Source organism: Bradyrhizobium barranii subsp. barranii, assembly GCF_017565645.3.
In the GTDB taxonomy this organism is placed as follows: Bacteria; Pseudomonadota; Alphaproteobacteria; order Rhizobiales; family Xanthobacteraceae; genus Bradyrhizobium; species Bradyrhizobium barranii.
Genome location: NZ_CP086136.1, coordinates 5,081,026 through 5,098,284, shown reverse-complemented (window position 1 = coordinate 5,098,284; position 17,259 = coordinate 5,081,026). Strand labels below are relative to the sequence as shown.

Here is a 17,259-nt window from a genome sequence, read left to right as displayed (position 1 = left end):
CGCGCCACATCTGAGCTCGCCATGACCTCCGCCTTCAATGCCTACGCAGCGCTTGCCCTCGCCATCGTCTTCGAGGTGACCGCGTCCGCCTTCCTGCAACAGTCCGCGCAGTTCACGCGGCTATGGCCGACGCTGGCCATGGTGCTGTTCTACGTCGCCTCCTTCTACGCGCTGTCGGTGGCGATCCGGGTCATTCCGCTCAGCATCGCCTATGCGATCTGGGGCGGCGTCGGCATTATTCTGACTGCGACCGTCTCGTTCGTGCTGTTCCGCCAGATGCTGGACGCCGCGGCCTTCGTCGGCATCGGGCTGATCGTGTCAGGGGTCGTGGTCATCAACCTGTTCTCGCAGACGACGGCGCATTGATGCCGGCCAGCGCCTACACCCGCGCCAAGCAGCCCGAGCAGGTCCGGCGCGCCCTGCTCGACCATGCCGCGGCGATCGCCATGGATCACGGCGTATCGGGGATCACGGTGCAGGCGGTGGCAGCGGCGGCCGGCGTCACCAAGGGCGGGCTGTTTCATCATTTCGGCAGCAAGCAGGCGCTGATCGAGGGCCTGTTCGCCGATCTTCTCGCCCGCGTCGATGCCGAGATCGACGCCGCTATCGAAGCGGACCCGAAGCCGCGCGGCAGCTTTACGCGGGCCTATGTCAATGCGGTCTTCACCGGCAAGGCCTTCGGCTTTGCGACGCCCTGGGCGGCGCTGAGCATGGTCGTCGTCACCGATCCCTCCCTGCGCCGGCTCTGGAACGACTGGATGAAGGCGCGCCTGAAGCGTCACGGTACGACCGACGCAGCGCCCGAACTCCACGTCGTACGCCTCGCCGCCGACGGCGCCTGGCTGTCCTACATCACGACGGGACAGACGCGCATGGGCGCGGACTTGCGTGCCGTGCACGACCGCCTGATCGCACAGACCTATCGGCGCGGATAGTCGGAACGACAGCTATTGGCTCTGCACTGCCTTGGGCGGACGCGGCGCGGATTTGGCCGGCTTTGCACCGGACTTGGCCGCCGCGCGCGGCGGCGGTTCGTCGACGGACACCAGATAGGCGGCGAGCGCCTTGGCGGAGTCGGGGCTGGTTACGTAATGGTCCTTCAGGAACCAGGCGAGCGTCAGGCTGAAGCGCCCTTTCGCCAATCCCCGCGGGCTGCGATGGCAGGTCGCGCAGCCGTCCGCGAAGAGCTTTGCGGCCGGCTTGCCGGCATCGAGATTTTGCGCGGACGCGACCGTCACCGTCAGCGCCGCGGCTGCGAGAGTCACCAGGGGCGCGATCACGTCGCGCCCCGGTCGAAACAGCGAAATCAATGTCGTCCCCTAGAGCGTTTTCGAGCGAAGTGGATTCCGGTTCGCGTAAAGAAAACGCGTCAAAGGAAGAATCGGCCCCGTCGCGCGGTCACGCCGCCGATAGCTGATCGAATTCGGGCGGAGTGTAGGCCTTGCCGTCCGGGTCGGTGATGACGACCTTCCATCCCTCGCTCGCCCATACTTTTGCCTTCGCCACGATGAGCAACCGGCTCTCGCGGGCAAAACTGCACTTCTCATTGTCGCGTTCTGCGACCATCTTATAGGCCAATGCGCATCCCCTTGCGTCGTCCTGCACCCGCTCCCTCGTGGCAGCGGGCTTTGGCGGCAATTCGCCGGGAGCGTGGCAATTTGGTGCCATCGACGGCAGCATTGTGCCCTGGTTCCAACTGAGCGACGGAGATTGATCGTGCGCAGCATCAGAAATGCGATTCTGCTTGTCGCGGGCTTGCCTGGCGTGGCGCTGCTTGCCACCGCACCTGCGCGGGCGCAGACCTACGATCCGCGCTATCCCGTCTGCATCGAGATCTACACCATCGACGGCAGCAGCATCGATTGCAGCTTCACGTCGATCGCGCAGTGCGCCGCGACTGCTTCCGGGCAGTCCGCCCAGTGCTACGCCAACCCTTATGCCCTGCGGCGCCGGCCACCGGGCCCGGGTCCATCGCCGCCGCGACGGAACCGTTAAGGTATCGCGATCCGCTTAGTGGACGCGAATGATATGGGGACGGCCGAGATCGATCAGCCCTTGCACCGCCGAGAGACGGTCGTCCAACGCTGCGATGGTCAGCAGCAGGTTGTTGCGGCGCTCGTCGAGCATGCCCATCTCGGCACCGGTGAGCTTCGTGCTCGTCCGCTCCTTGTGAATCCCGTCGAGGGATTTGCGCAGCCCGGCGATCAGGCTGGACAGTTGTTTGGCCTCCTTGGTCATCGACCGCTTCGCGACATTTTGGCGGCGCGTCTCCGCCTGGCTCTGTCTCATCGTCATCCTCCCGTTGCCCCGCTGCCCCGAGTGGATGCTTACAGCTTTGAGTACACATATTACGATCGATGAAATCTGCCCGCGAAGAACTTTCTTAAATGATACGCGCCGGGAACCTGTCTCGAACCAAACGGAAAGCCCGGCGCGAGGACCGGCTTTCGTTGGCAACGCCAGGGCTGTTTGAGCGTCAGCTCGCTTGCAGCATGAACGCGTCGAAGTACGCCGCGAGCGCAGAAAAAGCGTCGATCGGAAGAACCTGCGCGACATATTGGTCGGGGCGCACCACGACGATGCAGCCAGCCCTCCGATCGATACCGCGCATGGTGAAAACGTCCTGGCCGCTCTTGAGGTCGGGGCAGAACATCTTTTCGTAGTCGAGCAAACCGTAGCGGCCCTTGCGCGGAAGCAGCAGGGAAGGCATCGCTTCAATGGCGAGCTTGCGATGATCCAGCTGGAAGACCGCGCGGAGGTCGATCACGCTGTCGATGTCAGCCCCAGCGGGCGTGTATCGCCTGACCGGCGATTCCCTGGCTTCGGAGAGGAAATTGCACAGGGTCCGAATGGCCGAGCCAGCAGCCGCGGGATCTTCCGCGGGCGAGAACGCGTAGATGCGGAAGCGGCCATCGGCCTGCGCGGCATGGCCGAGATGCACCGGCTTGGCGTCCGCAAGCCGGATCACCGGCGCGGAATGGAAGCGCGTGCCGATGACGAGGCCTTCGGCAAGATGCTGGTGTGATGTCGCGCCAGTGAGGAGCGACGGCCGGTAATGCGTCGCCGTGCCCGCGGTATAGCGCCCGTGCCTGACGAAATAGTCCTGCGTCCTGGCCGCATCGGCACCACCGGCCTTGGCGGCGGAGGCGAGAATGCCCGCCCATTCGCGGTCGAAATCGATCAGCTCCTTCGCCACCGCCTGGCGCTCGGCCGAATAGGAATGCAAGAGGCTCGGTGCACACTGCCCCCGGAGGACGGCGGCGAGCTTCCAGCCGAGATTGAAAGCGTCCTGCATCGAGACGTTCATGCCCTGCCCCGCCTTCGGGCTGTGGGTGTGGCAGGCATCGCCGGCGATGAAGATGCGCGGCAGGCGCGCGGCGATCTCGGCGTCCGGCACGTCGTCGAACTTGTCGGTCAGGCGCTGGCCGATCTCGTAGACCGACCACCAGGCGATCTCCTTCACATCCAACGTGTGCGGCTTCAGGATCCGCTGCGCCTTCGCAATCACGTCCTCAGCCGTGATGTTGCGATTGGCGACGCGTTCGCCGACGTCGAGTTTTGCCAGCTCGACATAGAGGCGGACCATGTAGCCGCCTTCGCGCGGAATGATCAGCAGGCTGCCGTCCTTCGCCGACTGGATCAGGGCCTTGAAGCGGATGTCGGGAAAGTCGGTCACCGCCAGCACGTCCATCACGCCCCAGGCGTGGTTGGCGGAATCGCCATGCAGCTCGCGGCCGATCGACTTGCGCACCGTGCTGCGCGCGCCGTCGCAGCCGACGACATAACGCGCCTTGATCGTTTCGATCTTGCCCTCGTTTGCGCCGTCGCAGCGCTCGAGCCGCACCGTCACGGCATGGTCGGCAGGACCCGCGGCCGAATCGACCTCGAGGTCGAGCAGGCGCCGGTTGTAATGCGGTTCGAGCTTGGCCGGCGATTTGCGCATGACATCGAGAAAGCCGTCATGGATGCGCGCCTGGTTGAGGATGACATGCGGGAATTCGGACAGCCCGTCCTCGACATCCTGCACACGCCCGCTACGGACGATCGTCTCGGGCTTCCGTTCGTCCGGCTTCCAGAACGTGGTCTCGTTGACCCAATAGGCTTCCTTCAGCACGCGCGCGCTGAAGCCATAGGCGTGGAACATCTCCATGGTGCGGCAGGCGATGCCGTCGGCCTGCCCGACCAGCAAACGGCCCGGCTTCTGCTCGACGATGCAGGTCTTGATGTCGCCGAATTGCGCAAGCTGGGCCGCGAGCGTCAGGCCCGCGGGGCCGCAGCCGACGATGAGGACATCGACCTCTTCGGGCACGGCCCCGGCCGCGCCCGAAGCCAGAATGCGATCGGCGGGATCGGCGATTTCAGGATCGCCCGGCTGAAATCCATTGAGATGGAATTGCATGAGCACCTCTCCCGTCAACGTCTTCTTCGATATTGCTCAGTATGCTGACTATCAGTATACTTGTCAATGATCCGCGCCTTCCCTACCGCAACGGAGAATTCGGTGAAAGACAACAACGACATGCCCGGGCATCTGGCGCGCCGGTTCCAGCAGATCGCGGTGGCGGTGTTTCTGGCCGAGGTTGGCGAAGCCGGTTTCGACCTGACGCCGGTGCAATACGCGGCGCTTGCAACCATCAAGGCCAATCCGGGGCTCGACCAGGTGACGCTCGCAGGATTGATTGCCTACGACCGCACCACCATCACCGGGGTCATCGACCGCCTCGTCCAGAAAGGCCTTGCCGAGCGCCGCGCCTCCAGCCGCGACCGCCGCGCCCGCGAGCTCGAGATCACCGACGAGGGCCGACGCACGCTGCGCAAGATCACCCCGGCCGTGGAGTCCGCCCAGCGCGTCATGCTGCGCGGTCTCAGCGCGAAGGAAAGTGAAGAGCTGATGCGGCTGCTGCGCAAGGCCATTGCCGCCGGCAACGAGCTCAGCCGCGCCCCGCTGCGCGAGCTGGAGGCATGAACCCCGTATTTCTATCCGTAATTGTCGCAGTGCCACGAAACCTGGAACTAACCTTCGGCTGCTACGGTCGCCAACATTCGGCGCTTAACGCGCGATTAACTTTGCCGCTCGGGAGTTTCGGATGTTCAGGTTCCTCATTGCGGCGACGGCCATCGCGCTCTCGGCCGGTCCTGCGCTTGCCAACGGCCATGGCGGTGGCGACCCTGCTCCGCCGAAGTCCGAGGCCACGACCGCACCGGCGAAGGTGGTCCTGACCAAGCAGGGCCCCACCCTCGTCGACCTCAAGGGCATGACGCTCTACACTTACGAGCGCGACACCACCGGCAAGACGTCGAACTGCAACGGCAAGTGCGCCGAGAGCTTTGTACCGCTGCCCGCAACGGTCGACGCCAAGGCCATCGGCGACTTCACCGTGATCAGCCGCAACGACGGCAGCAAGATGTGGGCGTACCGCTATCGTCCGCTCTACACCTCGCCGGCCGACAAGGCGCCAGGCGATGCCAACGGCAATGCCACGACTCTGCAATGGCGCGTCGCCCGGCCTGAGAACTAGGTCTCAACCGGCAACCCTGCCACGACGAAAGCCTCGTGAGCAGTGGAATGACCGATCGCACCGCGCTTAGCCGCGCCAGCTAGACCCCGCGTCGACCCGTGCATTCTGCCCGGGCGGCAGCACCACCACCGTGGCATTCAGCTTCACCCGGTTGAACAGATCGATCACGTCCTCGTTGCGCATCCGGATGCAGCCGGACGAGATCGCCTGCCCAATATATTCCGGCTGGTTGGTGCCGTGGATACGGTAGAGCGTGTCCTTGTTGCCGAGGTAGAGATAGATGCCCCGCGCGCCCAGCGGATTGGCGGGGCCACCGGCGACGCGCGCCGGATACGGTCCGAGCCGCGCCTGGATCTCCGCTGTCGGAACCCAGTCGGGCCATTCCGCCAGACGGCCGACGCGCGCGACGCCGGAGAAGGCCATGGCTTCCTCTCCGACCGCGACGCCGTAGCGGATCGCCTTGCCTTCGGGCAGCACGAAATAGAGATAGCGCGCATCGGTATCGACCAGGATCGTGCCCGGCTGCTCCTTGCGCGGATAGTCGACGATATGACGGAGATATTGCTCAGGCACGTTCGCCTGCGCGTAGGGCGTGTGCGCAAGCAACTGCCGGTCGCGCGGCGTCATGCTCGCATCCGTCGATGGAGAAAGCGTCGTCTGCATGCAGCCGGCGAGCGGAAGCATGGCCATGACGAACAATACGATTAGAGATTTTGGCACCACCGGCCCCCCGATAGCGGATAGTTGCGCTCCCAGCGACGCCAGATGCTGCCCAAATCGTGCTGAAAACAAGGCAATGCGGAACACGTGCCCGTGTTCGACTGGCATGGTTCCATCACCACAAACGGCGAAGAAGCGTCGCACAGTCTCCATCCCCTCGCCTTGCTTTGGTCAAACCCGGCTGGACTCGTGGGTCATCGTGCGGACTCATCGGATTTGGGATGGGTTCACCTCGACAGATCGGCTCGCGCCAATGCGGACGCCCATACTTTAAACACTCGGACTTCAAAGGAGCTGCGATGCTCGCGACGCTGAACTCTAGGCAAATCGTCGATGAGATCGTGAAGGACACGGTCAAGGACAACGATCCGCACGACGCCGTTGAGATTTCACCCGACATGGTGCTGGCTTCGCGCCCCATCAGTGGTGCGCCCGCGTTGGCCCCTGAGATCGCAACCCGTCCAGAGCCGAAAATAGATCCGAAGTTCACGCCGGAGCGCACCGTCAATCCGGAGCCGAAGTTCAGTCCCGTCTTGGAGCCGCAGACGGCAGCCCCCTCGGTCGACACCGCCGTGCGCGTCGCGGCCAGCGATGGTCGCAACCGGCAGAAGCGATCCTCCGCCGGCAAATGGCTGCGCGGCGCGTTCATTATGATCTTGTTTGCGGGCGGAAGCGCGGCCGCCACTGTCGCCTGGGAGAAACATGGCGACACGGCCAGGCAGATCCTCGCCGAATGGACACCTGCATTGACTGCGTTGACTTCGCTGTTGCCTTCGACATCGCAAACGGCGGCACCGGTGACCGCCGCGCCGGTCACCGCTGCGCAGGCCGCGCCGCCCGCGGAGCCAGTCGCAACGGATCAAGCGGCGGATCAAGCTGCTCAACCCGCGACGCCGCCTCCGGTTCAGGTTGCAGCAGCCGCACCTGTCGCAACACAGCCCGATCCCGCGCAGTCGGTCCAATCGATGACGCGCGATCTCGCAGCGATGGCGCAGCAGATCGAAGCGCTCAAGGCCAACATCGCCGAGCTGAAGGCCGGGCAGGAGCAGATGGCGCGCGAGATGGCGAAACCGCCCGCGCCAAAGCCGGTGGCTGAGGCCAAGCCAGTCGATCCGCGCGCGCGCGTGTCCACGCTCCCGCCGCGATCTCCGGCGGCTCCGGTGCGCAAGCCGAAGCCTGTCGTGTCGCAAACCTACATGCCGGCCTATTCGCCCGCGCCGCCTGCACCTTCGCAGGCTGCCGCGGTCGCGCCGACGGCAGCACCGGTCGCCACGACGCAAGCCATTGCCGATGACGACGGACCTGTCGTGCGTCCGCCGATGCCGCTGCGCTAGATCAGGCGCCGACGCAGCGTCGCTGTCGCGACGTCGTCCAAGCTGTCCGAGTCGATGCGACGCGTTGAGTCCGGGCAATTACGGAGACCGATATTTCGATCGTCTTCCGTCAAGAGAAAAGGCCGTCGGGATTTATGCCGCCGGCCTTCTCTTGCAGCTGCCGGTTCCCGGAGCCCGGTTCTGCTGCAATTCCATGCCTTATGATCACGTCGACATATTTAATAAAATCTTAACGCACACAAATGCTGCACATGATTTCTGCGCCATAAGCACAGAGATTGCGCGACCTGTTCATTCGAAAATATCGACTCAGTGGTATCATCCGGGATGTGTTGAGACTTCCACTGAAGCTCACGTCGTCACACCGGGGAAATCGAATGCCCTACTATTCCTTCGATCTCGTGGTTGGTGAAGAGTTCAAGAACCAGGGTGGAATCATCCTCGAAGACATCGAGGTCGCTTCCGATCGCGCCGTTCAATTGGCTACCGAGCTGTCGCAGGTGAAGCCGGAGCTGCAACGGAAGGGTTGCGCGGTGCGCGTCACCGATCGCGATCACAACGAGGTCTATCGCACGCCGCTCGATCCCGTGCCGGCCTGGCGACGCTAGGCCACAGCGTTTTCGAGCGATTTGGAAACCGGTTCGCGTAAGGGCGCGTCGATCCGTGACTCAAAAGCACCGTTCCGGGTCATCGGAACGGGACTTTAGTCGTCCAGCACCGGCGGCTCGAACCAGTTCGTCAGCGACAATCCGCCGTCGACGACGAAGGCTGCGCCGGTGACGTAACCCGAGAGCTTGTTCGACAGCACCGCAAGCGCCATCGGCGCGAGGTCCTTGGCCTCGCCGAGACGCCCGAGCGGAATGTGCTTCGCCAGCGAGGCATCGGCAACGAACCCGCCCGCCGCGATCGCGCCGGGCACCAGCGCGTTGACGCGGATGTCGTGACGCCCGAGCGTCTTCGCGAGCTCCTTCACCAGCATCGCCATTCCCGCCTTCGCCGTCGAATAATGCGGCAGGTTGCGCGGCGTGCCCGCGTGCAGCGAGGTGAGAAACAGGAACGAGCCCGGCCGTTTCGCCGCGATCAGCCGTTTTGCCAGCCCGCGCGCCAGATGGAATCCGGCATCGAGATTGACGGCATGCATCTCCTGCCAGGTCTTGCGATCGACCGCGAGCGCATGATCGGCCTCCCGCCGCGGCGGCGATGCGCTGTGCACGAAATGCGAGACCTCGCCGAGCGCCTCTGCGGCGGCCAGCAGGGCGTCGCATGCGTCTGACCTGGCGAGATCGCCGACCCACGGCACCGCCAGTTCAGGCCTGCCGCTCGCGCCGATCGCCGCGCTCACCCGTTCCAGGCTCACATCGGCGAACACGGTCCGAACGCCCTCGCCGACCAGCGCCTGCGCAATCGCGCGGCCGATGCCGTTGCGGAGTGGCTTGCCGGACGCTAGCCTCCCAAAAAACGGAGGAGATACCAAGGATGCGCACCGGTTTCCTGATCGCAGGTCTGTTACTGCTCGCCGCGCCGGCCCAAGCGGCGGACCGTGCACGCTCGACCTATGTGACGATGGTCTTGCAGGCCTTCGCCGCCAAGGTGGAATGTCCGAACACCGATCTCGTCTATCAGGACCTCGTGCAGAAGGCGCAGCAGATGCAGCTGCCGGACGGCACCACCGAGAAGGTGCGCAAGGCGATCGCCTGGATGCACACCGGCGGCAAGATGGGCGAGAAGCAGGACGACGATTTGATGGCCGAGGTCGCGGTCGCGACCAAGGCGACCGACATGGACCAGCGCCGCCTCGGCATGCCCGGCTGGTGCGAGGCCCAGAAAACCAACCTCGCCGGCCTGATCCGCAGCAAGGGCGGCTAGGCGCTCTCTCGCGGGCATTAAGCACGCTGCGGCGGAACCGTCGCGGCGGCTAACTATCGTCATAATCCTCGACACCATGCGGCCTCTTCGAATTCGAACAGGAGAGCCCACATGCGGAGTATCCATTTCGTTTTCGCCGGCGCATTTGCGGCCGCCACGGTGCTGACCGCGCCCGCCCTGGCGAAGAATTCCGATGCCCAGAAAGGCGAGGAAAAATCCACCTCGTCATCCTGTAGTGCCTACCAGCAGGCGCCCGACGGCTCGTGGGAACCGCTGCCCTGCAAAGAGACAGGCGAGCGTCCCCAGCCGCAGACACAAAATCGCACTCCGCAGCCGGGCGCCGACCGCGGGGAGCGCTGAGCGCGCTGGCCGCGGATCAGCTCTGGTGCGGGCCGCGGATGATCTTCATGGCGTCCTCGATGTGACGCCACTCCTTGGCCTCATCGGCCTCGCCGCGGCCCTCACAGGCCTGGGCCTGCTCGGCGGCCTTCGCAATCGCAGCGAAACCATGTTTTTCCAGCATCTGGCGCGCGATGGTGTGGACCTGGATCTCGGATATCATGGGCGCTCTCCTGTTCAGGAAACCGCAGCGCCTGGCTTGGCGCTCCGCGGCCTCTGACAACGATTTCGCCGCAGGTGCCGTTCCGCCCACGACCGATCACATCGGCAGGCCTGGAATTTGACGTGACGAGCAAGCAAGACAAAGGCGGTCCGCTATGCCCAGCGGACCGCCTTCTCACCCACCCCAAATTTGCAGTGTACCGGCCGGATCCCCTACCCGACCGCCGCGCGCTTGCGCTCCAAATCGTTCGGCACCTCGATATCGACCTCCAGGGTCGATACCTCGTCGCCGCGCTCGAGCCGGACGATGACCTTGGTCGGATCCAGCGTGACGTGCCTGGACACGACAGCAAGAATTTCCTCGCGCAGCACGCCGAGCAGATCGGGCTGGCCGCGCAATCCGCGTTCATGGGCAAGCAGGATCTGCAATCGCTCGCGAGCGACCGGGGCAGAGGCCTTCTTGCCGCGGAGAAGCCGAAGCAGACCCATGCTCATGCAGCCCTCCGTCGCAGCAGACGATCCATGAAGCGCCTGCGCTCGGCCGGAACCTGCATCGCCACGGTGTCGCCGCACAGCCGCCGCGCCGCGTCGATATAGGCCCGTGCGGGTGCGCCGTCCACGTTCGACAGCGTCACCGGCGTGCCGACATTGGAGGCCTTCAACACGTCCTGGCTCTCGGGGATGATGCCGAGCAGGGGCGTTGCGAGGATTTCGAGAATGTCGTCGATGGTCAGCATCTCGCCGCGCGCGGCGCGCGAGGCATCGTAGCGGGTGATGAGAATGTGCTTCTGGACGTGCTCGCCCTTCTCGGCCCGCACCGTCTTGGAATCGAGCATGCCGATGATGCGGTCGGAATCGCGCACCGAGGAGACTTCCGGATTGGTGACGATCACGGCCTCGTCCGCAAAGCGCATCGCCATGGAGGCGCCGCGCTCGATGCCGGCCGGGCTGTCGCAGATCACCCAGTCGAAGCGGTCGCGCAAATCGTCGATGACCTTGCCGACGCCCTCTTCCGTCAACGCGTCCTTGTCGCGGGTTTGCGAGGCCGGCAGCAGCCAGAGATTCTCCAGCCGCTTGTCGCGGATCAGCGCCTGCGGCAGCTTTGCGACACCCTGCACCACGTTGATGAGATCGAACACGACGCGGCGTTCGGCGCCCATGACGAGGTCGAGGTTGCGCAGGCCGACGTCGAAATCGACGACGACGACCTTGTCGCCGCGTTGCGCCAGCGCAGCCCCCAACGCGGCGGTCGTCGTGGTCTTGCCGACCCCGCCCTTGCCTGATGTCACGACCAGTACCTTACTCATCTGAAATGTCTCCTTTGCTGGTCAGTTCAGTGCTGTAATTCGCATGGTATTCCCCTGCAGCCAGGCCTGCGCCGGCTTGCCGCGCAAAGCGGCGTCGATGTCGTCCGCAGTCTGGTAAAATCCATCAATTGCAAGCAGTTCAGCCTCGATCTTCTGACAATAGATGCGGGCGCTCGTGTGCCCATTGACCCCCGCCATGGCACGGCCGCGGAGCGCGCCGTAGATGTGGATGGAACCGCCGGCGACGACTTCGGCGCCGGAGCCGACCGAGCCCAGAATGGTGACGTCGCCCTCCGGGAAGATCACGGTCTGGCCCGAGCGCACCGGGCTATCGAGCAGGAGCGAGGTCGGCTTGGTTACGGCCTTCGCCTCGGCCTTCTTCGGCGCGCTCGGCTCGACCACGCAGCTGCGCCCTCCCGAGAGCAGCGGCGGCATGGTCGGCGTCAGCCGGCCCTCCTCCACCCCCTCGATCCCGAGCACCCGGATGTTGCGATCCTGGAGGCTCGTGAGCAGATGGGCGATGCCGGACTGGCTGAGATCGACCGAGGACAGATCGATCACCACGGGCCGGCCGGCGAAGAAACCCGGCGAGCGCGCAATCGTGGCGTCGATCTCCTGCAGCCAGTCCTGGATCGGAACCGTCGGCACGAACACGAAGGCCACGTAGGAGCGCCCGCGCAGGCGAACCATTTGGCGTTGGACTTTTGCTGCAGCCTCCATAGCGGCCGACTCGATCCCTGTTATTGAATGGTTAACGATGCGGCGAATTTGGTTAATGGCTGGTTAATTTATCCTAGGGCACGTGGGGGTGTGGACGGGCTGGGCCTGCGGAAGGGCTTGGGCGAGCGCTTCCGGTCATGCCCCGGCTTGACCGGGGCATCCAGTACGCCGCGGCTTATCCGCATCATGGCACGGCCTCTGGAATACTGGATCGCCCGCCTACTGTTTAGCCCGTCTTATTCGTAAGAGTGCGCCTGAGGGCTGGCGAGCGTGGTGTAAAGCGCTGATGCGGCGTAGGATTCGGTTGCGAAGCCACCCCATCACCTTCAACCGCGAACGCCACGCCCGCCATGACCGATGATACGATTCCGCCCTTCTCGTTTCCAGCCGTTCACGCCAAGAAAGTCACAGCTGCCTTCGATGGTGGGCGCCTGACCTCGAACGGGGGCGTGATGCTTCTGGCGATGGCCGAGCGGCGTCTCGGTTTGGCCGACAATCTGGCCCGGGTGTTCCCGGATCGGCGCGATCCGACGCGGGTCGTGCACAGCCTGGTCGATATGTTCCGCGCGCGCATGTTCGCGATCTGCTGCGGCTACGAGGACGCCGACGACCTCGATCATCTGCGGTCCGATCCGGCATTCAAGCTGGCCTGCGGTCGCCTACCGGACACGGGCCGGGATTTGTGTTCCCAGCCGACGCTGTCGCGGCTGGAGAATGCTCCGCGCCTGCGCGACGTGATCCGACTGACCTACATTTTGGTCGACGCATGGATGGATAGCTACCCCCACGAGCCGGCATCCGTCACGCTCGACATCGATGATACCTGCGACGTCGTCCACGGCCATCAGCAGCTCTCGCTGTTCAACGCTCATTATGATGAACGCTGCTTTCTGCCGATCCACGTCTACGACACGGAGAAGAGCCGGCCCGTGGCCGTCGTGCTGCGGCCCGGCAAGACGCCGGGCGGCGTCGAGGTGCGTGCCCATCTGCGCCGCCTGGTACGGCATATCCGGACGCGATGGCACAACACGCAAATTACGTTCCGTGGCGACGGGCACTATGCCCGGCCGGAGGCCATGGCGTGGTGCGAGACCAACGGCATCGACTACATCTTCGGTCTGTCCGGCACCAAGCCTCTCGCCAGAAAAGTCGACGAGGTCGCCGACGACATCCGCACGCGACGCGCCATCGAGAACCTGCCGGTTCTGCGTGGCTATACCGAGACGCGCCACAAGGCAAAGTCCTGGGATCGCGAACGGCGCACTGTCGCCCGTATTGAGGCGACGATGCTCGGCCTCGACATCCGCTTCGTCGTCACCAGCCTCGATGTCGGCTCGGCCGAGTGGATCTACGACAGCCTGTATTGCGCGCGCGGCCAAGCCGAGAATCTGATCAAGCTGCATAAGACGCAGCTCGCCTCCGATCGCACCAGCTGCCGTTCGGCGCTCGCCAACCAGGTCCGTCTCGTGCTCCATACGGCCGCTTATTGGCTGATGCTGACCGTGCGCGACGCCATTCCCAAAGCCCGGGAATTGGCCGCTGCCGAGTTCGCGACGCTGCGTCTTCGTCTCTTGAAAATCGCCGCCCGTGTCGTCGAGACCACGAGCCGCATTCGCCTTGCGTTTGCCGCGGCATGTCCCGAAGCCGACCTGATCTGCGGCTTGCCCGGCGCGCTGCTGCCGCTCGGTCCTTGACCGGCGGGGCGTCCGCCCCCGTTCGCCCAACCCATCCCTCAAGCGCGTTGCAAAGTACCGGTCGTCAGGCGGCGAAAAGCCGAAGGCAATCCTGTGCGCCTCGTCAGACAAGATGTGCGGCCGCATCAATCGGGCCCAAAAGCCGCACTCTCACGAATAGGACGGGTTAGTCCGGAGACATGGCTGACACCTGTTCGGACACATCACTGACAGGTTGGCCATTGGTCAAGTCGATCGATGCGACCTGCCAGCTGGCGAAGAAGATTCCGTAGTGGCCGTCACGAACCAGTGGCCGGATGGCAAGGCGTTCGCGGGCGAAGGCCTGGGGAACTTTCCAGAAGCGTCCCTTGAAGGAGATGTAGGGTCTTGTCGATGAGACCCTGCGCACGATCTCGCCGCTGTCGTATTCGACGTTCGGAACGCGGGCCGGCATGGGGCGAGCACTTGGCCGGAAGCGATCGGCAGGGACCTGCATATCGAGGCCTTGGTGAGGCCGCTCCAGATTGTAGACCGGCCGCCAGGCGTCGAAGGCGCGCTGGACTTCCGGGAGAGTTCGGAAGCGGCGCATTGCAAACACCTCGGCCTTCAGGGTGCGATGGAAGCGCTCGTTCTTGCCGCGGGCCTGTGGGTGGCATGGCCTGGCGTGCACCACCCTGACGCCAAGCTTGAGCAGCCACACCTTCAGTCCGGTCCAACGAATGCCGGACGTATCGCCCCAGGGTGAGCCATTGTCGGTGTAGAAGGCCTCTGGCAGGCCATAGCAGCGGAACGTCGTCGACAGGTGATTCTGCACGGTGAGACGCTGCTCGTCGGCACATGCCTTCAGGCACAGCACGTAGCGCGAGTGATCGTCGACGATGGTCAGCGGATGGCATCGTGTCCCGTCGGCCAGCGGCAGGTGGCCCTTGAAGTCCATCTGCCACAGCAGATTGGGAGCTTCCTTCTCGAACCGGTGGCCCGGATTGGGCGGCGCATTCTCACTCGGTTTGACCCGGCCGTTCCGACACAGGATCTGGTGCACCGTTGATGGCACAGGCACCGTCTGCCCGCCCCGCTTCAGGCAATGGGCAATCTTCCGTGCTCCCCAAGCCGGATGCTTGTCGCGTACAGCCAGGACTTCTACTTCGACCGCAGCCTCACTCCGCTTGGGCATCGCATGCGGGCGCCGGGAGCGGTCGGCCAGCTCCCGATCGCCGGCCTGCCAGCGCGCCAGCCACTTGTAGCCGACGTCAGGACTGACGTTGAACCGACGGCACAGTTCGCGCCGGTTGGCGCCCTCCTGCAAAGCCAGCCGCACAAACTCGTGACGCTGATCCATCACTGACACCTCGCTCCAAGGCATGGACGGCCTCCCGAATCGGACCAATCCAGCCAATGTTGATGTGTCAGCTATGTCTCCGAACACCCGTCAGTGATCTGTCCGGGCTAAACAGAAGGCGGGCGATGACACTGAGAATGTCGAGACAGTGGGCCCTCACGCCGTCCATTGTGATCGCAGGCCCGACCATCCGGATTGACATGCTCATGGCATCTGGTTTCGATCCGCCTCCCCCGCAGACGGAGCCGATCATGTCAATTCAGTCTTCCATCAGGCGCAAGACCGCGCCGGACATCCGTGCACGCAAGCGGGGCGAGCCGATCGTGATGCTGACGTCCTATCACGCGCATACGGCCGCACTGGTGGATCGGCATTGCGACGTCATCCTGGTCGGCGATTCCCTTGGCAACGTCATGCATGGCTTCGAGACGACGGTGCCGGTTACGCTCGACATGATGATCCTTCAGGGCGCCGCGGTGATGCGCGGCTCGAAGCAGGCGCTGGTCGTCGTCGATATGCCATTCGGCTCGTATGAAGCTTCCAGGGAGCAGGCGTTCAACTCCGCGGTGCGGATCATGAAGGAAACGCAATGCGGCGCGGTGAAGCTTGAGGGCGGCGTCCGCATGGCCGAGACGATTGCATTCCTGTCCGGGCGCGGCATCCCAGTGATGGGGCATGTTGGCCTCACACCGCAATCCATCAACACGCTCGGTTCGTTTCGTGCCCAGGGGCGCAACGAGGTGGACTGGGGCCCGATCGAGGACGATGCGAAGGCCGTCGCCGATGCCGGTGCATTCTCGGTCGTCGTCGAAGCCGTGGCCGAACAGTTGGCGCGCAGGATTACGGAGACGATTGCGATCCCTACCATCGGCATCGGTGCGAGCGCTGCCTGCGACGGTCAGGTGCTCGTGCTCGAGGATATGCTCGGGCTGTCGCCACGCACCCCGAAATTCGTCCGGCGGTACGGCAATCTTGGTCCGGCCATCGAAGCGGCGATCGAAGGCTATGCCGCCGACGTGCGGTCGCGCGCCTTTCCCGGGCCCGAACACGTCTACGAGATGAAGAAAAGCTGAGGGTAGCACCGTAGCCCGGATGGAGCGCAGCGAAATCCGGGACAGCGCATCCTCAGCGGCAGGTTTCCCGGATTGCGCTTCGCTCCATCCGGGCTACAAGCGGAAGCGTACGGGTGCCCTACTTCTTCACCTTGCTCGCATCCATCTTGACGGCGGGATCCAGCATCTTCGTCGTGAACGCCGTGTTCACGTCGAACGGCTTCTCCATGCCGAGATAGGTCTGGACCAGCTCATAGTCCTTCTTCATCCGCTCGCCGTCGATCCAGCCGAGACCCTTGGTGGTCGTGAACTCGTCGGTCATCAAATACTTGATGCGCTCCCACTGCCGTTCCTGGTTCTCCTTGTCGAGACCGGAGACCTGGTCGAGCAGCGCCTTCAGGCACGGCGTGACGTCGGCGACGCAGGCCGCAAAGGCCTTCTGCGAGATGCGGACGAACTCCTCGACCAGCTTCGGGTTCTTCTGCAGATAGGCGCCATTGACGATCAGCGAATTGCCGTAGGGGTTGAGCCCGATGTCCTTCCAGTTGACGTAGCCGAGATCGCTTCCGAACTCCGTCACCTTCAGATCGTGCTCGTTGTAGAAATCGCTGATGATGTCGACGGTATGGCTCTTCAGCGCCGCGATTTTCGCGGTCGGCCCGATATTGACGAAGCTGACGGCATCAGGCGCGATGCCTGCGGCCTTGGCAAAGGCCGGCCACATCACGCGCGAGGCGTCGCCGGGCGGGTTGCCGATCTTGTGGCTCGGAAACTCCTTGACGCCATTCACGCCGTAGCTCTTCAGCCAATAAAACGTCTGGCCGGTGTTGGCGTAGATGCTCATCAGCGCGACGTCGTCGGCGCCCTTGCTCTTGGCGACCAGCATGGTGGCGAGATCGGCGATGCCGAACGGCGAGCCGCCGGAGCCGACCTTGGCGGCGGAGACGCCGGAGCCCTTGCCGACCTCGATGGTCAGGTCGATGCCGGCCTTCTCGTACCAGCCCTGCGCCCTGGCGTAATAGAACGGCGAATGGTCGGCCGTCGGCGTCCAGTTCAGGATCAGGTTGACCGCCTCGCCCGCGCTCGCCGGCACCGCCGGCACGCCGAGCATCAGGGCCAAAGCCAAAGCCGAGCCCGCAGCCTGCAAACGCTTCATCGCATCCCTCCT

The 17,259-nt window shown here is 64.3% G+C and carries 23 protein-coding genes; 11 read left to right on the top strand and 12 right to left on the bottom strand.

The annotated features are described in order from the left end of the window. The first annotated feature begins 21 nt into the window (after positions 1–21). Both J4G43_RS24350 and J4G43_RS24345 read left to right on the top strand, forming a co-directional pair. Entirely contained in the window at positions 22–366 is a 345-nt protein-coding gene (locus tag J4G43_RS24350; RefSeq protein ID WP_208086560.1) for a DMT family transporter, read from the top strand. After that, complete coding sequence (locus J4G43_RS24345; protein ID WP_208086559.1) at positions 366–935, top strand: TetR/AcrR family transcriptional regulator; 570 nt, start codon at positions 366–368, stop codon at positions 933–935. The genes J4G43_RS24350 and J4G43_RS24345 overlap by 1 nt, the downstream gene beginning before the upstream one ends. A gap of 12 nt (positions 936–947) precedes the next feature. On the opposite strand, the gene J4G43_RS24340 is transcribed toward J4G43_RS24345, so the two are convergent. Together J4G43_RS24340 and J4G43_RS24335 are read right to left on the bottom strand one after the other, a co-directional pair. Then, entirely contained in the window at positions 948–1,280 is a 333-nt protein-coding gene (locus J4G43_RS24340) for a hypothetical protein (RefSeq protein WP_225005063.1), read from the bottom strand. Between the two features lie 118 nt (positions 1,281–1,398). Further along, a complete protein-coding gene (locus tag J4G43_RS24335) occupies positions 1,399–1,605 on the bottom strand; it encodes a hypothetical protein (RefSeq protein ID WP_166096363.1) in 207 nt (68 codons plus the stop codon). Between the two features lie 111 nt (positions 1,606–1,716). Between J4G43_RS24335 and J4G43_RS24330 the strand changes: the two genes are divergently transcribed. Beyond that, positions 1,717–1,995: a DUF3551 domain-containing protein gene (locus J4G43_RS24330; RefSeq protein WP_208086557.1), complete on the top strand. Its 279-nt coding sequence runs from the start codon at positions 1,717–1,719 to the stop codon at positions 1,993–1,995. A 15-nt stretch (positions 1,996–2,010) separates the two neighbouring features. Here J4G43_RS24330 and J4G43_RS24325 read toward each other — a convergent pair whose 3' ends face one another. Beyond that, positions 2,011–2,238, bottom strand: coding sequence for a hypothetical protein (locus J4G43_RS24325; protein ID WP_224580733.1), 228 nt, complete (start codon positions 2,236–2,238; stop codon positions 2,011–2,013). Between the two features lie 238 nt (positions 2,239–2,476). Continuing rightward, the gene (locus J4G43_RS24320) at positions 2,477–4,399 is read right to left on the bottom strand and encodes an FAD-binding monooxygenase (protein WP_208086556.1); all 1,923 of its coding nucleotides are present in this window, start codon (positions 4,397–4,399) and stop codon (positions 2,477–2,479) included. 102 nt (positions 4,400–4,501) lie between these two features. On the opposite strand from J4G43_RS24320, the gene J4G43_RS24315 reads away from it, so the two are divergent. Next, positions 4,502–4,966, top strand: coding sequence for a MarR family winged helix-turn-helix transcriptional regulator (locus J4G43_RS24315; protein WP_071917490.1), 465 nt, complete (start codon positions 4,502–4,504; stop codon positions 4,964–4,966). 121 nt (positions 4,967–5,087) lie between these two features. Further along, a complete protein-coding gene (locus J4G43_RS24310; protein WP_208086555.1) occupies positions 5,088–5,519 on the top strand; it encodes a COG4315 family predicted lipoprotein in 432 nt (143 codons plus the stop codon). Between the two features lie 66 nt (positions 5,520–5,585). On the opposite strand, the gene J4G43_RS24305 is transcribed toward J4G43_RS24310, so the two are convergent. Continuing rightward, a complete protein-coding gene (locus J4G43_RS24305) occupies positions 5,586–6,203 on the bottom strand; it encodes a L,D-transpeptidase (protein WP_208089401.1) in 618 nt (205 codons plus the stop codon). Positions 6,204–6,538: 335 nt separating this feature from the next. On the opposite strand from J4G43_RS24305, the gene J4G43_RS24300 reads away from it, so the two are divergent. Together J4G43_RS24300 and J4G43_RS24295 are read left to right on the top strand one after the other, a co-directional pair. Beyond that, positions 6,539–7,573 (top strand): hypothetical protein, encoded by a 1,035-nt coding sequence (locus J4G43_RS24300; RefSeq protein ID WP_208086554.1) that lies wholly within the window; start codon positions 6,539–6,541, stop codon positions 7,571–7,573. A gap of 377 nt (positions 7,574–7,950) precedes the next feature. Beyond that, the gene (locus J4G43_RS24295) at positions 7,951–8,181 is read left to right on the top strand and encodes a DUF6894 family protein (RefSeq protein ID WP_027530842.1); all 231 of its coding nucleotides are present in this window, start codon (positions 7,951–7,953) and stop codon (positions 8,179–8,181) included. Between the two features lie 95 nt (positions 8,182–8,276). Here J4G43_RS24295 and J4G43_RS24290 read toward each other — a convergent pair whose 3' ends face one another. Next, the gene (locus tag J4G43_RS24290) at positions 8,277–9,047 is read right to left on the bottom strand and encodes an SDR family NAD(P)-dependent oxidoreductase (RefSeq protein WP_225005061.1); all 771 of its coding nucleotides are present in this window, start codon (positions 9,045–9,047) and stop codon (positions 8,277–8,279) included. A 2-nt stretch (positions 9,048–9,049) separates the two neighbouring features. Here J4G43_RS24290 and J4G43_RS24285 point away from each other — a divergent pair, with 2 nt between their 5' ends. Beyond that, positions 9,050–9,439 carry a hypothetical protein gene (locus J4G43_RS24285; RefSeq protein ID WP_208086553.1) on the top strand — a complete coding sequence of 130 codons (390 nt, stop codon included), beginning with the start codon at positions 9,050–9,052 and terminating at the stop codon, positions 9,437–9,439. 111 nt (positions 9,440–9,550) lie between these two features. Further along, the gene (locus J4G43_RS24280) at positions 9,551–9,799 is read left to right on the top strand and encodes a hypothetical protein (RefSeq protein WP_208086552.1); all 249 of its coding nucleotides are present in this window, start codon (positions 9,551–9,553) and stop codon (positions 9,797–9,799) included. Positions 9,800–9,815: 16 nt separating this feature from the next. Here J4G43_RS24280 and J4G43_RS24275 read toward each other — a convergent pair whose 3' ends face one another. From J4G43_RS24275 to minC, 4 genes are all read right to left on the bottom strand, one after another. Next, positions 9,816–10,001, bottom strand: a complete 186-nt coding sequence (locus J4G43_RS24275) for a hypothetical protein (protein WP_028161169.1) — start codon at positions 9,999–10,001, stop codon at positions 9,816–9,818. Between the two features lie 212 nt (positions 10,002–10,213). Further along, positions 10,214–10,495 (bottom strand): cell division topological specificity factor MinE, encoded by a 282-nt coding sequence (gene minE, locus J4G43_RS24270; RefSeq protein WP_063983590.1) that lies wholly within the window; start codon positions 10,493–10,495, stop codon positions 10,214–10,216. Then, positions 10,492–11,307, bottom strand: a complete 816-nt coding sequence (gene minD, locus J4G43_RS24265) for a septum site-determining protein MinD (RefSeq protein WP_063983591.1) — start codon at positions 11,305–11,307, stop codon at positions 10,492–10,494. The genes minE and minD overlap by 4 nt, the downstream gene beginning before the upstream one ends. A gap of 21 nt (positions 11,308–11,328) precedes the next feature. Next, on the bottom strand, positions 11,329–12,027 hold the full coding sequence (minC, locus tag J4G43_RS24260) for a septum site-determining protein MinC (protein ID WP_063983592.1): 699 nt from the start codon (positions 12,025–12,027) through the stop codon (positions 11,329–11,331). A 350-nt stretch (positions 12,028–12,377) separates the two neighbouring features. Between minC and J4G43_RS24255 the strand changes: the two genes are divergently transcribed. Next, positions 12,378–13,721, top strand: coding sequence for an IS1380-like element ISBdi2 family transposase (locus J4G43_RS24255; RefSeq protein WP_208086551.1), 1,344 nt, complete (start codon positions 12,378–12,380; stop codon positions 13,719–13,721). A gap of 166 nt (positions 13,722–13,887) precedes the next feature. Here J4G43_RS24255 and J4G43_RS24250 read toward each other — a convergent pair whose 3' ends face one another. Further along, positions 13,888–15,063, bottom strand: coding sequence for an IS481 family transposase (locus J4G43_RS24250; RefSeq protein ID WP_208085346.1), 1,176 nt, complete (start codon positions 15,061–15,063; stop codon positions 13,888–13,890). 227 nt (positions 15,064–15,290) lie between these two features. Between J4G43_RS24250 and panB the strand changes: the two genes are divergently transcribed. After that, positions 15,291–16,112, top strand: coding sequence for a 3-methyl-2-oxobutanoate hydroxymethyltransferase (gene panB / locus J4G43_RS24245; RefSeq protein WP_208086550.1), 822 nt, complete (start codon positions 15,291–15,293; stop codon positions 16,110–16,112). 118 nt (positions 16,113–16,230) lie between these two features. Here panB and J4G43_RS24240 read toward each other — a convergent pair whose 3' ends face one another. Continuing rightward, positions 16,231–17,247, bottom strand: coding sequence for an ABC transporter substrate-binding protein (locus tag J4G43_RS24240; RefSeq protein WP_208086549.1), 1,017 nt, complete (start codon positions 17,245–17,247; stop codon positions 16,231–16,233). Positions 17,248–17,259 lie beyond the last annotated feature (12 nt).

Coding starts and splice junctions, on each gene's coding strand:
- J4G43_RS24255 (WP_208086551.1), top strand. CDS start 12,378: ATGACCGATGATACGATTCCGCCCTTCTCGTTTCCAGCCGTTCACGCC.
- J4G43_RS24240 (WP_208086549.1), bottom strand. CDS start 17,247: ATGAAGCGTTTGCAGGCTGCGGGCTCGGCTTTGGCTTTGGCCCTGATG.
- J4G43_RS24250 (WP_208085346.1), bottom strand. CDS start 15,063: ATGCCTTGGAGCGAGGTGTCAGTGATGGATCAGCGTCACGAGTTTGTG.
- J4G43_RS24320 (WP_208086556.1), bottom strand. CDS start 4,399: ATGCAATTCCATCTCAATGGATTTCAGCCGGGCGATCCTGAAATCGCC.
- J4G43_RS24285 (WP_208086553.1), top strand. CDS start 9,050: ATGCGCACCGGTTTCCTGATCGCAGGTCTGTTACTGCTCGCCGCGCCG.
- J4G43_RS24310 (WP_208086555.1), top strand. CDS start 5,088: ATGTTCAGGTTCCTCATTGCGGCGACGGCCATCGCGCTCTCGGCCGGT.
- J4G43_RS24305 (WP_208089401.1), bottom strand. CDS start 6,203: ATGCTTCCGCTCGCCGGCTGCATGCAGACGACGCTTTCTCCATCGACG.
- minD (WP_063983591.1), bottom strand. CDS start 11,307: ATGAGTAAGGTACTGGTCGTGACATCAGGCAAGGGCGGGGTCGGCAAG.
- J4G43_RS24345 (WP_208086559.1), top strand. CDS start 366: ATGCCGGCCAGCGCCTACACCCGCGCCAAGCAGCCCGAGCAGGTCCGG.
- J4G43_RS24325 (WP_224580733.1), bottom strand. CDS start 2,238: ATGACCAAGGAGGCCAAACAACTGTCCAGCCTGATCGCCGGGCTGCGC.
- panB (WP_208086550.1), top strand. CDS start 15,291: ATGTCAATTCAGTCTTCCATCAGGCGCAAGACCGCGCCGGACATCCGT.
- minC (WP_063983592.1), bottom strand. CDS start 12,027: ATGGAGGCTGCAGCAAAAGTCCAACGCCAAATGGTTCGCCTGCGCGGG.
- J4G43_RS24350 (WP_208086560.1), top strand. CDS start 22: ATGACCTCCGCCTTCAATGCCTACGCAGCGCTTGCCCTCGCCATCGTC.
- J4G43_RS24295 (WP_027530842.1), top strand. CDS start 7,951: ATGCCCTACTATTCCTTCGATCTCGTGGTTGGTGAAGAGTTCAAGAAC.
- minE (WP_063983590.1), bottom strand. CDS start 10,495: ATGAGCATGGGTCTGCTTCGGCTTCTCCGCGGCAAGAAGGCCTCTGCC.
- J4G43_RS24300 (WP_208086554.1), top strand. CDS start 6,539: ATGCTCGCGACGCTGAACTCTAGGCAAATCGTCGATGAGATCGTGAAG.
- J4G43_RS24280 (WP_208086552.1), top strand. CDS start 9,551: ATGCGGAGTATCCATTTCGTTTTCGCCGGCGCATTTGCGGCCGCCACG.
- J4G43_RS24275 (WP_028161169.1), bottom strand. CDS start 10,001: ATGATATCCGAGATCCAGGTCCACACCATCGCGCGCCAGATGCTGGAA.